13 protein-coding genes are annotated in these 13,360 nt (G+C 65.7%); 3 read left to right on the top strand and 10 right to left on the bottom strand.

Going from position 1 to position 13,360, the window contains the following annotated elements:
• Position 1 precedes the first annotated feature (1 nt).
• The 7 genes from VOI27_RS09230 to VOI27_RS09200 all read right to left on the bottom strand — a co-directional run bounded on the left by VOI27_RS09230 (position 2) and on the right by VOI27_RS09200 (position 6,195).
• Complete coding sequence (locus VOI27_RS09230; RefSeq protein WP_323765042.1) at positions 2-1,123, bottom strand: glycosyltransferase family 1 protein; 1,122 nt, start codon at positions 1,121-1,123, stop codon at positions 2-4.
• A gap of 55 nt (positions 1,124-1,178) precedes the next feature.
• The gene (gene galE, locus VOI27_RS09225) at positions 1,179-2,168 is read right to left on the bottom strand and encodes a UDP-glucose 4-epimerase GalE (protein ID WP_323765041.1); all 990 of its coding nucleotides are present in this window, start codon (positions 2,166-2,168) and stop codon (positions 1,179-1,181) included.
• A 3-nt stretch (positions 2,169-2,171) separates the two neighbouring features.
• Positions 2,172-3,065 carry a UTP--glucose-1-phosphate uridylyltransferase GalU gene (galU, locus tag VOI27_RS09220; RefSeq protein WP_323765040.1) on the bottom strand — a complete coding sequence of 298 codons (894 nt, stop codon included), beginning with the start codon at positions 3,063-3,065 and terminating at the stop codon, positions 2,172-2,174.
• Positions 3,066-3,138: 73 nt separating this feature from the next.
• Positions 3,139-4,374: a glycosyltransferase family A protein gene (locus tag VOI27_RS09215; RefSeq protein WP_323765039.1), complete on the bottom strand. Its 1,236-nt coding sequence runs from the start codon at positions 4,372-4,374 to the stop codon at positions 3,139-3,141.
• A gap of 6 nt (positions 4,375-4,380) precedes the next feature.
• A complete protein-coding gene (cysQ, locus tag VOI27_RS09210; protein WP_323765038.1) occupies positions 4,381-5,178 on the bottom strand; it encodes a 3'(2'),5'-bisphosphate nucleotidase CysQ in 798 nt (265 codons plus the stop codon).
• 138 nt (positions 5,179-5,316) lie between these two features.
• Positions 5,317-5,847 (bottom strand): YcnI family protein, encoded by a 531-nt coding sequence (locus VOI27_RS09205; RefSeq protein WP_323765037.1) that lies wholly within the window; start codon positions 5,845-5,847, stop codon positions 5,317-5,319.
• A 45-nt stretch (positions 5,848-5,892) separates the two neighbouring features.
• Positions 5,893-6,195 carry a hypothetical protein gene (locus tag VOI27_RS09200; protein ID WP_323765036.1) on the bottom strand — a complete coding sequence of 101 codons (303 nt, stop codon included), beginning with the start codon at positions 6,193-6,195 and terminating at the stop codon, positions 5,893-5,895.
• A gap of 246 nt (positions 6,196-6,441) precedes the next feature.
• On the opposite strand from VOI27_RS09200, the gene VOI27_RS09195 reads away from it, so the two are divergent.
• Complete coding sequence (locus VOI27_RS09195; protein WP_323765035.1) at positions 6,442-7,263, top strand: ABC transporter permease; 822 nt, start codon at positions 6,442-6,444, stop codon at positions 7,261-7,263.
• A gap of 191 nt (positions 7,264-7,454) precedes the next feature.
• On the opposite strand, the gene radC is transcribed toward VOI27_RS09195, so the two are convergent.
• Positions 7,455-8,222 (bottom strand): RadC family protein, encoded by a 768-nt coding sequence (radC, locus tag VOI27_RS09190; RefSeq protein ID WP_323765034.1) that lies wholly within the window; start codon positions 8,220-8,222, stop codon positions 7,455-7,457.
• Positions 8,223-8,350: 128 nt separating this feature from the next.
• On the opposite strand from radC, the gene VOI27_RS09185 reads away from it, so the two are divergent.
• Together VOI27_RS09185 and VOI27_RS09180 are read left to right on the top strand one after the other, a co-directional pair.
• Positions 8,351-9,205 (top strand): DUF6692 family protein, encoded by an 855-nt coding sequence (locus tag VOI27_RS09185; protein WP_323765033.1) that lies wholly within the window; start codon positions 8,351-8,353, stop codon positions 9,203-9,205.
• Positions 9,202-9,963, top strand: coding sequence for a MauE/DoxX family redox-associated membrane protein (locus VOI27_RS09180; RefSeq protein WP_323765032.1), 762 nt, complete (start codon positions 9,202-9,204; stop codon positions 9,961-9,963). The genes VOI27_RS09185 and VOI27_RS09180 overlap by 4 nt, the downstream gene beginning before the upstream one ends.
• A 164-nt stretch (positions 9,964-10,127) precedes the next feature.
• On the opposite strand, the gene dnaJ is transcribed toward VOI27_RS09180, so the two are convergent.
• Positions 10,128-11,288 (bottom strand): molecular chaperone DnaJ, encoded by a 1,161-nt coding sequence (dnaJ, locus tag VOI27_RS09175; RefSeq protein WP_323765031.1) that lies wholly within the window; start codon positions 11,286-11,288, stop codon positions 10,128-10,130.
• A gap of 94 nt (positions 11,289-11,382) precedes the next feature.
• On the bottom strand, positions 11,383-13,299 hold the full coding sequence (gene dnaK, locus VOI27_RS09170) for a molecular chaperone DnaK (RefSeq protein ID WP_323765030.1): 1,917 nt from the start codon (positions 13,297-13,299) through the stop codon (positions 11,383-11,385).
• Positions 13,300-13,360: the final 61 nt, after the last annotated feature.

Raw genomic sequence — 13,360 nt, 5'->3', positions numbered from 1 at the left:
ATCAGCCCTCTGTTAAGACAAGATTGAAATGCGTGTCCCAGCTTGGCGGCAGATAGGGGGGCGTCGGCGGTCTCTGCTCTTGTAGTTGTTCGATTTTCTGACGCCAAGAATAGGCGTCTTGCGGCGGCAGGTAAATGGGTATGTCCTCCAGCGTCTCGCGATAGACCGGGAGGTCGGCCAGCAACACCGGCACGCCAAGCGCTGCGGCCTCGATCGGCGGCAGCCCGTAGCCCTCGGCGAGGCTTGGAAACAGCAGCCCGCGCGAGCGCACCAGCAGCGCCGCGATCTCGGCGTCGCTGAGGCCGGGGCGCTCCTGCACCAGGGGGTTGCCGGCGTCGAGTCTGGCAAGCACCGCCGCGTTGGCCCAGCCACGGGCGCCGCAGAGCAGCAGATGCGGGCCGTTCCGCCCCTCGGCGGCGAACTGGTCCCAGATGTCGAGCAGCAGCGCGTGGTTCTTGCGCGGCTCGATGGTGCCGACGCTGACGAAGAACGGCCCCGGTGGCAGATCGTCGGGGCAGGGGCCGGGCCGGACCGTTTCGATCCCAAGCGGCGCGGCGAGGCCTGCGGGGATACGGCCAAAGACCTGCATGTGGCGCTGGCAATCATCGAGCGTGGCCTGCGAATTGCAGATCACCCGGTCGGCCACCTGTGCGGTGCGGCCGAGGAAGTGCTTGAACTTGCGCAGGGTTTCGGGCCGTTGGTACTGCGGGACGTCGAGCGGGATGGTGTCATGCACCAGAACCTCGATCCGTGCCCCCGGCAGGCTGCGCCAGGCGTCAACCACCCGCTCGGTCAGGTTGGAATGGCCGGTGTTGTAATAGGTGGTGCCCTCCGGCAGGTGCCGGCGCAGCAGCGCCGCGAGCCCCCAGGGCAGGGCGCGGCCAAGTGCTTCGCGGCGCAGGTCGGCCTCGGCCCGGCGGCGCATCGCGGGGCCCTTGGTGACAAGCCCGAGCGCGTCGAGCCGCCCCCAGCCGTCCTGCCGCGCGCGCCGCAGGATCTCCTCTGCACCGTCCTGCGAGAGCAGCACATAGCCCAGCCGGGTGCGCGCCAGTGCAAACAGCGGAACCGGATCGGCCACCAGAGCGCGCAGATAGGCAAATTCGACCCGGTCGACACCGGTCATCCGCCGCCCGGCGCGCCGGATCAGCCGCGTGATATCGAGGCAGCGGGCGGGCGGGCTAGGTCTCGTAATGGCCGCTCTGGTGCCAGCGCCAGGCATCGCGGATCATCGCCTCCAGGTTGGAACGCTTCGGGGTCCAGCCCAGTTCTTGCACGGCGCGGGTCGATCCGGAAACAAGTTTCGTGGCGTCGCCGCCGCGGCGCGCGCCGATCTCATGCGGCACCTCGCGGTTGGTGACGCTCTTGGAATGGGCGATCACCTCGAACACCGAAAAGCCCGAGCCGGTGCCGAGGTTGAACACCCGGCTTTCCTTGCCGTCCTCGAGCCATTTCAGCCCCAGCACATGCGCGTCCACAAGGTCGCAGACATGCACGTAATCGCGGATGCAGGTGCCGTCCGGCGTGTCGTAATCGGTGCCGAAGACGGTCAGCGCCGCCCGCTTGCCGTCGATCGCGTCGAGCATCAGCGGGATCAGGTGGGTCTCGGGGCGGTGGTATTCGCCGACCTCTCCCTCCGGATCGGCCCCGGCGACGTTGAAGTAGCGGAAGATCACCGAGCGCAGCCCGTGGCTGGCGCCGAAATCGGCCAGCATGTCCTCGATGGCGCGTTTCGACTTGCCGTAGGAATTGAGCGGCATCTGCGACGAATGCTCATCGAGCACCACGTTGTCCTGGTCGCCATAGGTGGCGCAGGTCGAGGAGAAGACGAAATCGAGGCAGCCGGCCTCGACCGCCGCCTCGATCAGGTTGAGCGAGCCCGCGACATTGTTGCGCCAGTAGAGCCCGGGGTTCGACATCGCCTCGCCGACCAGGCTGAGGGCGGCGAAATGCATCACCGCCAGCGGCTTGTACTCGGCAAAGACCTCATCGAGCCGCGCCCGGTCGAGCAGGTCGCCGCGCGCCAGCGGCCCGAACTTCACCGCATCCTGCCAGCCGGTCGAGATGTTGTCGAAGGTGACGGGCGTATAGCCCGCCGCCTTCAGCGCCTTGCAGGCATGCGAGCCGATGTAACCGGCGCCGCCGGTGACGAGGATATTGCCCTTGGTCATCGGTTACTGGGCCGCCTGGTCCACGGCCATCAGCTCGCGCAGATAGGCATGCAGGTCGTCGCGCAGCTCTTCGCGCGCCAGGCCGAAAGCCACCGTCGCCTGCAGGAAGCCCGCCTTGGAGCCGCAGTCGAAGCGCTGGCCCTTGAAGCGCATGCCATAGACATTGCGGCCCTCGGTGATCTCCTGGGCGATGGCATCGGTCAGCTGGATCTCGCCGCCCGCGCCCTGTTTCATCTTGTTGAGGTTTTTCAGCACGTCCGGCGTCAGGATGTAGCGGCCGATCACCGCCAGATTCGACGGTGCATCGCCGGCTTTGGGCTTTTCCACCATGCCCTTGACGTCGACCAGGTCGCCTAGCTCTTTCTTGACGTCGAGCACGCCGTAGGCCGAGGTCTTGTCCTGCGGCACTTCCATCGCCGCCACCATCGAGCCGCCTTGCTCCTGGTAGGCTTCGACCATCTGTTGCAGGCAGGGTTTCTCGGCCGCGATCACGTCATCGGGCAGCATCACGGCAAAGGGTTCATTGCCGATCAGGCGCCGCGCGCACCAGACCGCATGGCCGAGGCCCAGCGCCTTGTGCTGGCGGATATAGGCGATGGCGCCGCTTTCCATGTTGGTCGACTTGAGGATGTCCAGCAACTCGGTCTTGCCGCTCTTGCGCAGCTCGTTTTCCAGCTGCGGGGCGAGATCGAAGTAATCCTCGAGCGCGCCCTTGCCGCGGGAGGTGACGAAGATGAACTCCTTGATGCCGGCGGCACGGGCCTCGTCGATGGCGTATTGGATCAATGGCCGGTCGACCAGCGTCATGATCTCTTTCGGGACCGACTTGGTCGCTGGCAGGAACCGGGTGCCCAGACCGGCGACGGGAAAAATGGCTTTGGTAACTTTCGTACGCATAAACGCCCTCGAAATTTGCGGGTTTGTGAAATCACTATAGCACTGATTGCCGAACATGAATGCGGATTGCCACTCAGGCGTGCGGACCGAGCCCTCTGACCCGGCGAATGCGTGTTATTTCAGCATCGCATTTCCGGCGCAGGCTGCGCAGGGTGAAAAACCGCCCCGACCGTTCGGATTTGCCGAACTGCCCGCCGCTGTGCTCCCAGACCCCGGCCGGGGTAAAGCTGACCCGGCCATAGGCCGCGGTCAGCGAAAAGATCAGCGCGGTGGCGACATGGCCGGCCGCCACATCATGCGCCGCCTGATGCCGCAGCCGCGCCCGGTGCCACCAGCGGCCGCAGGTCACCTTGGGCCGCAACGCCGGGCGCGGCGGCAGGGCGGCAAAGGGCGCCGCGGCATGCGGCAGCGCCGGCAGCGGGGTGGGCGCGCGGTCTGCGCCCTCGGCAAAGCCCGCCGCCAGCCGCGCCATCAGCCGGCGCACGTCGCGCGGCTCAAGCCGCCCGGCCACCATGTGGCGCAGCAGCCGGCGGCGCTGTTCCTCGGCAAAACGGACCTGCTGCGCCGCACGCTCGCGCTCGGGGCAATGGCGCAGCAGAAAGGCCGCATGGCTGGCACCGATCTCGAACAGGTCGCGCGGCACCCGGTCGGTGCGCCGCCGGGCGCTCTCGGCAAAGCCATGGTGGACCTCGGCCAGCGGCACGATGGCGGTGGCATGACCGGCGCGGGCCAGCCGCAGGTTCACATCTGTCTCGTCGAGAAAGAAGCGAAAGGCCGGATCGAAGCCGCCGATGCCGGCGATCACCTCGCGGCGGAACGCCATGTTGGTGCCCTCGGTCTTGATCGCCCGCCCCGGTTTCGGGTGCAGCACCACCGGCCGCACGCCGGGAAGCGACAGGTCGTGACGCTCCCCGCAGCCATCCACCCAGGCGGCCCGCCACTGCCAGGAAATGCCGTTGCGGCCACGCACGTAGCCGCCCGCCGCCGCCACTTCCTCGTCATCGAAGGCCGCCGCAAGGTGGGTCAGCCAGGTCGGTTCGGGCACCGCGTCATCATCGACAAAGGCCACCACCTCGCCTGCCGCCAGCCCGAGGCCGAGGTTGCGCGCAAGGCTGATGTTTTCCGCGTCACAGGGCGCGGTCTTGATGCCCATCGCCTGCGGCAGGCCCTGCAGCGCGGCCAGCGACCGGCGGTCGGCCACGACCACCAGCTCGAGGTTCGGATAGCTCAGCTGGCGCAGCGCCTTCAGGCAGCGTTTCAGCGCCGTTTCCCGGCCATGCGACACGACGATGACGCTGACCGGGCGCATGGCGGCTCAGGCCTCCTTGAGCTCGACGCCCGGCGCATAGGCGATGAAGAACGGGTTGGCGTAGCCGTCCTTGCCATAGGCCAAGGGCGTGTGATCGTCGAACCGCACCACCTTGCCACCGGCGCCGTTGAGCACCGCATGGCCGGCGGCAGTATCCCATTCCATCGTGCGGCCGAGCCGGGGATAGAGATCGGCCTCGCCGGTGGCCACCAGGCAGAACTTGAGCGAGGAGCCGGCGCTCTTCATGTCGGCGACCTCGTAGCCGCCGATGTAATCGTCGGTCGCGGCGTCGCGGTGCGATTTCGACGCCACCACCAGAAGCGCGTCATTGTCGGGCGCGCGCACCTTGATCGGCGTGACCTCGCCGGGGGCCTCCTTGGCGAAACTGCCGGTCTCTTCCATCGCGTTGCCCATCGCCGAAGTATAAAACAGCCGCTCGCGCGCCGGGGCATAGACCACGCCGCGCACCGGCACACCGCTTTCGACATAGGCGATGTTGACGGTGAAATCGCCGCGGCGGTTGATGAACTCCTTGGTGCCGTCAAGCGGATCGACGATCAGGAAGGTGTCGGCGCGGGTGTCATGGCTGTCGGCCTGCTCTTCGGTGACCAGCGGCACATCGGGAAAGGCCTCTCGCAGCCCGGCCGAAATCAGCGCATCGGCGGCCTCGTCGGCGGCGGTGACCGGGCTGGCGTCGGATTTCGTCTTCACGTCGAAATCGTCGGAGTTGTAAATCTCCATGATCGCATCACCGGCCTCGAGCGCGAGCCTGCGCATCACCTTGATGAGAGTATCGTAATTCATTTCTGCTCCTGAACGACTTTGCGGGCCGGGCCCTAACCTGACACTTGCTAGCCCTGTCGTCGGGTCATGTCCACGGCTTTGGCGCCGGACCCCGGCCAAGCGGGGGCAGCGGCGTGCCGCCCCCGCCCGGAACGCCGATCAATGATGCGCATGCGCCCCGTCGATCAGTCTCAGCGCCGGCGCAGGCCCCTCGATGTCATGGCCTGACTGGCCCTTGGCCGGCAGGTTGACCCAGGCCTCCTCGCCGTTGGCACAGGTCTGCACGGTGGGGAAATGGATCACCTCACCGGCGGCAAAGGCATCGGTGATCCGCGCCCGGAAGACGAACTCGTCGTAGTGGGCATCCGGCAAAGCGCCCCCCGACCAGGTGATGCGGGTGACGCCCTCGGCGTGGCTGCCGTGATAATCATAACTGCGGGCATAGGGCGTGACCTCGGTTTCGAGCGTCCAGCCCGGCTTGGGCATGGGTTTGACCGCGATCACCCCTTCGGGGATCGAGATCGTCACCCGCAGCGTCGCCTCGCCATCGCAGCCGTGGCCGATGCGCATCACGCCCTTGTAGGTGCTGTTGAGCGCCGCCTGCTGCTGTTCCAGCGTGGCATGGGCGAGGCCCAGGTGCGGCACAAGGGTCAGGGCTGCGGCCAGCGCCGCAGGGATCATGTGGGTCATGGTGTTTCTCGTCTGATGTGGTTGAAAATAAGCGGACGTATCAGCTCAGACGAGAGGCGGCGGCCCACGGATCGGCCCCAGCCGCAGCGGCGCGCGGGCGGGCAGGGTATCGGTCTGTGCCTGCCAGCGCATCCGGCGCAGGGCCAGGGCCAGCGGCACCGGTTCGGCGCGGGGCGGCCAGATATCGCCGGGCAGTGGGCAGCAGTCGCAATCGGGATGCGCCGCGCCGGGGCCGCCGCAGATGTCACCGGGCCCGAAGAGCGCCAGCAGCTCGGCCTGCGCCGCGCCGCCGTCGCGGTCGGGCGGGCCAGAGGCGGCAAAGGGGTGCTGCGCGGCCAGACCGGCCACCAGGAGCAATCCGAAAAGGAACCTGCGCAGCAGAAACATCGAAAGCACACACACCGGGTTGCACGAAACTGGCGCCAGTGCTGGCCCACCGGCAGTCTGAGGTCAATTCGCATCGCTGCGGATGCGGCGGGGTGCCACAGGCAAGGCTCTTGTTGTCGGACCGCGGGAGGGTGGTTATGCTCGCGGTGCAAGGAAACAGCAAGAATTCCGTGCCATACCGGCAGAAACCAGGCGGAGCAGAGCCTCATGTTCGTACAACGACGCCCAAGAACGACGCTGGATTCTGTCGTCACCACGGTCGAACTGGTCTATCACGGTGCGGTTCGCAACGTGCGCAAGACCCATGGCAATGCCTTCATGTCGATCTTCATGAACGTTTTGCAGACAATCATCATGGTGATGGTCTTTTATGTCATGTTCACCGTGCTTGGCCTGCGCGGGCTCAAGCTGCGCGGCGATTTCCTGATCTACATCATGTCGGGGATCTTCCTTTACATGACCCACATCAAGACCATGAGCGCAGTGGTCGGGGCCGATGGGCCGACCGCGCCGATGATGCAGCATGCGCCGATGAACACCATCATCTCGATCCTCTCGGGGATGCTCGCGGCGCTCTATATCCAGGTGCTCTCGGTGCTGATCGTGCTCTTCGTCTATGACGTGGGCTTCACCGATGTCGAGATCAACGACCCGGCAGGCTGCATGGCGATGATCCTGCTGGCCTGGTTCACCGGCGCCGCCGTCGGCATGGTCTTTCTGGCGCTCAAGCCGTGGTTTCCCTCGGCGATCTCGATCCTGTCGTCGATCTATCAGCGCGCCAACATGATCGCCTCGGGCAAGATGTTCGTGGCCAACACGCTGCCCGGCTACCTGCTGGCGATGTTCGACTGGAACCCGCTGTTTCATGCCATCGACCAGGCGCGCGGCTATGCCTTCGTCAACTACTACCCGCGCAATTCCAATATCGAGTATCCGCTCTGGCTGGGGATCGGGCTGATCACCATCGGGTTGATGGGCGAATTCTACACCCGACGCCACGCCTCGGCCAGCTGGTCGGCGCGCAGCTGATCCGCGGGGGTGATGCCTTCCCATCGTGCCCCATGCCGTCACGCCCTTGGCTGACACTGCCGCAGGCATGGCACCGCCAGCGTGCCTGATTTGGCCCGGTCCGCCAATTCCGTAACCCCATCGTTATGGGGGCGATGCCTGCCAACCATCCCCGGCGGGCCACCACGCCCCGCCATCCTCCGACATGCGTGCTACAACAACCCCTCCGCCCGAAAACTTAGCTCGCGCGATTTGCCGATGATGATGTGGTCGTGCAGCACCAGCCCGAGCGCCTGCGCCGCGGTCTCGATCTGCGCCGTCATGTCGATGTCCTCGCGGCTCGGCGTCGGGTCGCCGGAGGGGTGGTTGTGCACCAGGATCAGCGCCGAGGCGTTGATCTCCAGCGCCCGTTTCACCACCTCGCGCGGATAGACCGGCACGTGATCCACCGTACCGCGGCCCTGCGCTTCGTCGGCGATCAGACGGTTCTTGCGGTCGAGGTAGAGCACCCGGAACTCCTCGGTCTCGCGATGCGCCATGGCGGTGTGGCAATAGGCAATGAGCTGGTCCCAGCTGGTGACCACCGGCCGTTCGATCACCCGACTGCGCGCCAGCCGCTGTGCCGCCGCCTCGACCAGCTTGAGCTCGCAGATCACCGCCGCGCCGACGCCCTTGACCTCGCCCAGCCGTGTGGCGGGGGCCGAGATCACCCGGTTGAAGTCGCCGAAGGTGTCCAGCAGCAGATGCGCCAGCGGCTTGACGTCCTGCCGCGGGATGGCGCGAAACAGCAGCAGTTCGAGCATCTCGTAATCCGGCAGCGCCTCGGCCCCGCCGGCCATGAAACGCGCCCGCAGCCGCTTGCGATGATCGCGGATATACGACGGCAGCCGCGTACCCTGCGCCAGGGTCTCGGGCACGTCGGCCTCGTCGCCGTGAAACAACGGCAGGGGCGCCTCGGAAAATGATCTGCTGCGGTCCATGCCGTCAGCATTGCGCCTCCAGGTAAACGCAAGATTAACGCCGCCGACGGGAAAAACCGGCAATTCGGGAACCTTCCAGTGCTGGAGCCGCGTTGTCAGGGCAGGTCCGGCAAAAACTGGAGGCCCGCATGTCCTATGGACGCTTCTTCGCGATGATCGGCACATCCACCGTGGTGATGTTCGGTCTGATGTACCTCAACACCTATCTCTGGCCGCATGCGCTGTTCAGCGAAACCCGCGCCTATATGGCGGTGCTGATGGGCGGGACTATGGCGGTGATCATGCTCGGTTTCATGCTGTCGATGTATGATAACAAGACGCTCAACGCCGCGATCTTTGCCGGCAGCCTGCTGGTTTTCGGCGCGATGCTCTATCTGGTGCGCAGCCAGGCCACGGTGGGGGATGTCAGCTTCCTGCGGGCGATGATCCCGCACCATTCGATCGCCATCATGACCTCGAGCCGCGCCAACCTCTCGGATCCGCGGGTGCGCAAGCTGGCGGATGAGATCATCGCGGCGCAGAACAAGGAGATCGCCGAGATGAAATACCTGATCGCCGATCTCGAGGGTGAAGCCGGCGGCGCCCCGATTCCCGAGCGCGCCCCGGGCACGCCCGCTCCGGAGGCCACGGTCGCCGAGGCGCTGGCGACGGTTGAGGTGCCCGGGCTCGACGCCGCGGCGCTGACTGAGGCCGAGATCGACAGCGCGCTGGGCCGCGAGACCTCCTGTCGTTTCCAGCGCACCCTCGAGAGCCCGGCAATCCTGGCCGTCGGTCCCGCGGGCGAGGCGGCGCTGATGAAGCTGAACGGCAAGCTGATCGCGCTCAGCGCCGACGGCGCGGGGCGGTTCGCGGCCGAGGGTGTCTCGATGCGGGTCACTGCGGCCGATGGGCTGCCAGAGGGGTCCGCCGACCTGCTGTTCGACCTCGACGCGGGCCACACCGTCGGATACCGCGGCATCTATCGGTGCGGAGCGGACCAATGATCGATGGCGCCGACGACCGCACCGCCCACCTGTTCCGCATGGTGATGGAAGATCACATCTGCCCTTACGGGCTTAAGGCCAGGGACCTGCTCGAGCGCCAGGGCTATGACATCATCGACCATCCGCTGACCTCGCGTGAGGACACCGACGCCTTCAAGCGCACCCATGACGTGGAGACCACGCCGCAGGTCTATATCGGCGACCGGCGCATCGGCGGCTATGACGACCTGCTCGAACACTTCGGCCATGAGGTGCCGGACGAGGACGCCACCAGCTACCAGCCGGTGATCGCGATCTTCGCGGTGGCGGCGCTGATGGCGCTGGGGCTGAGCTGGGCGATGCATGAGACGATCTTCACCCTGCGTGCTGTCGAATGGTTCCTGGCGATCTCGATGTGCTTTCTCGCGGTGCAGAAGCTGCAGGACATCGAGAGTTTCTCGACCATGTTCCTCAACTACGACCTGTTGGCACGGCGCTGGGTGCGCTACGGCTATCTCTACCCCTTCGGGGAGGCTGCCTCGGGCATCCTGATGGTGGCCGGCGCGCTGGTCTGGGTCTCGGCGCCGATCGCGCTGTTCATCGGCACCGTCGGCGCGGTCTCGGTCTTCAAGGCGGTCTATATCGACAAGCGCGAACTGAAATGCGCCTGCGTCGGCGGCGCGTCGAATGTGCCCCTGGGCTTCGTCTCGCTGACCGAGAACCTGATGATGATCTTCATGGGGCTGTGGATGCCGCTGCGCGCGCTGGGCGTCTTCTAGGCGGGCCACCCTCGTTCTTCTGGCCGCAGATAGTCCGGCGGGTCCGCGGGCACAGCCCCCGGAGTTGGCCGCCGGAGCCCACCGTCTGCGACCCGCAAAAAAGGCCGGGGAGCAAAGCCCCCCGGCCCGCCGATGTGCGCAGGCGTGGCGAAAGCGCTGCGGTCTCAGCCCTTCATCGAATCCCAGAACCCCTTGACCGAAGAGAAGAAGCTCTTGCTCTCGGGGTTGTTGTCCTCGCTGAGCTGTTCGAATTCGCGCAGCAGGTCCTTTTGCCGCGAGGTCAGGTTGACCGGGGTCTCCACCGCCAGCTCGATGAACATGTCGCCCGATCCGGCGCCGCGCAGGGCGGGCATGCCCTTGCCGCGCAGGCGCATTTGCCGGCCGGACTGCGAGCCTGCGGGGATCTTCACCCGCGAGCGGCCGCCATCGATCGTCGGCACCTCGATGTCACCGCCAAGGGCCGCCGCCGACATCGACACCGGCACCCGGCAATGCAGGTCGGTGCCGTCGCGCTCGAAGATCTTGTGCGCCGTCACCTCGATGAAGATGTAGAGATCGCCCGGCGGGCCGCCGCGCATCCCGGCCTCGCCCTCGCCGGCGAGCCGGATTCGCGTGCCGGTCTCAACCCCCTTGGGAATGTTGACCGAGAGCGCGCGCTCCTTCTCGACCCGACCGGCACCGTGGCAGGTGTTGCAGGGGTTCTTGATCGTCTGGCCGAGGCCCGAGCAGGTCGGGCAGGTGCGCTCGACGGTGAAGAAGCCTTGCTGCGCCCGCACCTTGCCCATGCCCGAGCAGGTCGGGCAGGTGGTGGGCTCGGCGCCGCCCTCGGCACCCGACCCGTGGCAGGCGCCGCAGGCCACCGAGGTGGGCACGTTGATCGTTTTCTGCAGGCCCGAGAAAGCGTCTTCCAGCGTCACCCGCAGATTGTAGCGCAGGTCGGCGCCGCGCGCCGCACGCTGGCGTCCGCCACGCTGCTGGCCGCCCATGAAATCGCCAAAGAGATCGTCGAACACATCCGAAAAGGCCGAGGCGAAATCGCCCTGCTGGCCGGGGTGGAAGCCACCGCCGCCGGGACGCCCGCCACCGCCGCCCATGCCGCCCTCAAAGGCCGCGTGACCGAAGCGGTCATAGGCCGCCTTCTTGTCGGCGTCCTTGAGCACCTCATAGGCCTCGTTGGCCTCCTTGAACTGCGATTCCGCCTCCGGATTGTCGGCGTTGCGGTCGGGGTGCAATTCCTTGGCCTTCTTGCGATAGGCCTTCTTGATCTCGTCGGCGGAGGCGGTCCGGGCCACGCCCAGAACCTCGTAAAAGTCACGTTTGGACATCAGTCCGTCCTCCTGTTGCCGGAACATGCGAGGGCCGGTCCGGCGTCCGGACCGGCCCCCAGCAGTGGTTCCATCGCGCTGTCGTCACTGACGATCAGGCGCGCTTGTCGTCGTCAAGGTCCTCGAAATCGGCGTCGACGATGGTGTCATCGTCATTCGCCGGGCCATCGGCCTCGGCAGGGGCCTCTTCGCCGGCCTCTTCCTGAGAGTTCTTGTAGATCGCCTCACCCAGTTTCATCGAGGCTTCCATGACGTTCTGAATGCCGGACTTGATCTTGTCGGCATTGTCGGTCTCGAGCTCGTCCTTGAGCGCGGCCACCGCCAGTTCGATCGCCTCGACGGTGGTCGGGTCGACCTTGTCGGAATGCTCCTCGAGCGATTTCTCGGTCGAGTGGATCAGGCTCTCGGCCTGGTTCTTGGCTTCCACAAGTTCCTTGCGCGACTTGTCGGCCTCGGCGTTCTCCTCGGCCTCCTTGACCATCTTCTCGATGTCCTCGTCGGACAGACCACCAGACGCCTGGATGGTGATCTTCTGTTCCTTGCCGGTACCCTTGTCCTTGGCCTGGACCGAGACGATGCCGTTGGCGTCGATGTCGAAGGTCACCTCGATCTGCGGCATGCCGCGCGGCGCCGGCGGGATGTTCTCGAGATTGAACTGGCCGAGCATCTTGTTGTCGGCCGCCATCTCGCGCTCACCCTGGAAGACCCGGATGGTCACCGCGTTCTGGTTGTCCTCGGCGGTCGAGAAGATCTGCGACTTCTTGGTCGGGATCGTGGTGTTGCGGTCGATCAGGCGGGTGAACACGCCACCCAGCGTCTCGATCCCCAGCGACAGCGGCGTCACGTCGAGCAGGACCACGTCCTTGACGTCACCCTGCAGAACACCGGCCTGAATGGCGGCACCCATGGCAACCACCTCGTCCGGGTTCACACCCTTGTGCGGCTCTTTCCCGAAGAACTTGGTCACCTCTTCGATGACCTTCGGCATCCGGGTCATACCGCCAACCAGAACAACCTCGTCGATTTCGGAGGTCGAGAGGCCGGCGTCCTTCAACGCCGCCTGGCAAGGCTTGATCGAGGCCTTGATCAGGTCGCCAACCAGGCTTTCCAGCTTGGCGCGGGTCAGCTTCATCACAAGGTGCAGCGGCTGGCCACCGTTCGGGTCCATCGAGATGAACGGCTGGTTGATCTCGGTCTGGGACGAGGAGGACAGTTCGATCTTGGCCTTCTCGGCCGCCTCTTTCAGACGCTGCAGCGCCATCTTGTCCTTGGTCAGATCGACGCCGTGCTCTTTCTTGAACTGCTCGGCCAGGTAGTTGACGATCCGCATGTCGAAGTCTTCACCACCGAGGAAGGTGTCGCCGTTGGTCGACTTCACTTCGAACAGACCGTCGTCGATCTCGAGGATGGTCACGTCAAACGTCCCGCCGCCGAGGTCATAGACCGCGATGGTGTGGGTGTTTTCCTTATCGAGGCCATAGGCCAGCGCCGCCGCGGTCGGCTCGTTGATGATGCGCAGCACTTCGAGGCCGGCGATCTTGCCGGCGTCCTTGGTGGCCTGACGCTGGGCGTCGTTGAAGTAGGCCGGAACGGTGATCACCGCCTGGTCGACTTCCTCGCCGAGGTAGGATTCTGCGGTCTCTTTCATCTTGCCGAGGATGAAGGCCGAGATTTGCGACGGGCTGTACTTGTCGCTCTTGGCTTCAACCCAGGCGTCGCCGTTGCCGCCGTCGATGACGTTGAACGGCATGTTCTTCTTGTCCTTGGCCAGGTCGGTGTCGTCGAACCGACGACCGATCAGACGCTTGACGCCAAAGACGGTGTTTTCCGGATTGGTGACGGCCTGACGCTTGGCCGGCTGACCCACCAGGCGTTCGTTGTCGGTGAAGGCGACGATCGACGGCGTCGTGCGCGCACCTTCGGAGTTTTCGATGACCCGCGGCTGGCTGCCGTCCATGATGGCCACACAGCTGTTTGTGGTGCCGAGGTCAATCCCGATGACTTTACCCATTGTTTCGATCCCTCTTAATCTTCAAGGCGATGACACGAGGCGGAACCCATATGAGGCATCC

The sequence above is a fragment of the Marinovum sp. genome, assembly GCF_034669705.1.
In the GTDB taxonomy this organism is placed as follows: Bacteria; Pseudomonadota; Alphaproteobacteria; order Rhodobacterales; family Rhodobacteraceae; genus Marinovum.
This window is presented reverse-complemented; position numbering and strand designations above follow the sequence as displayed.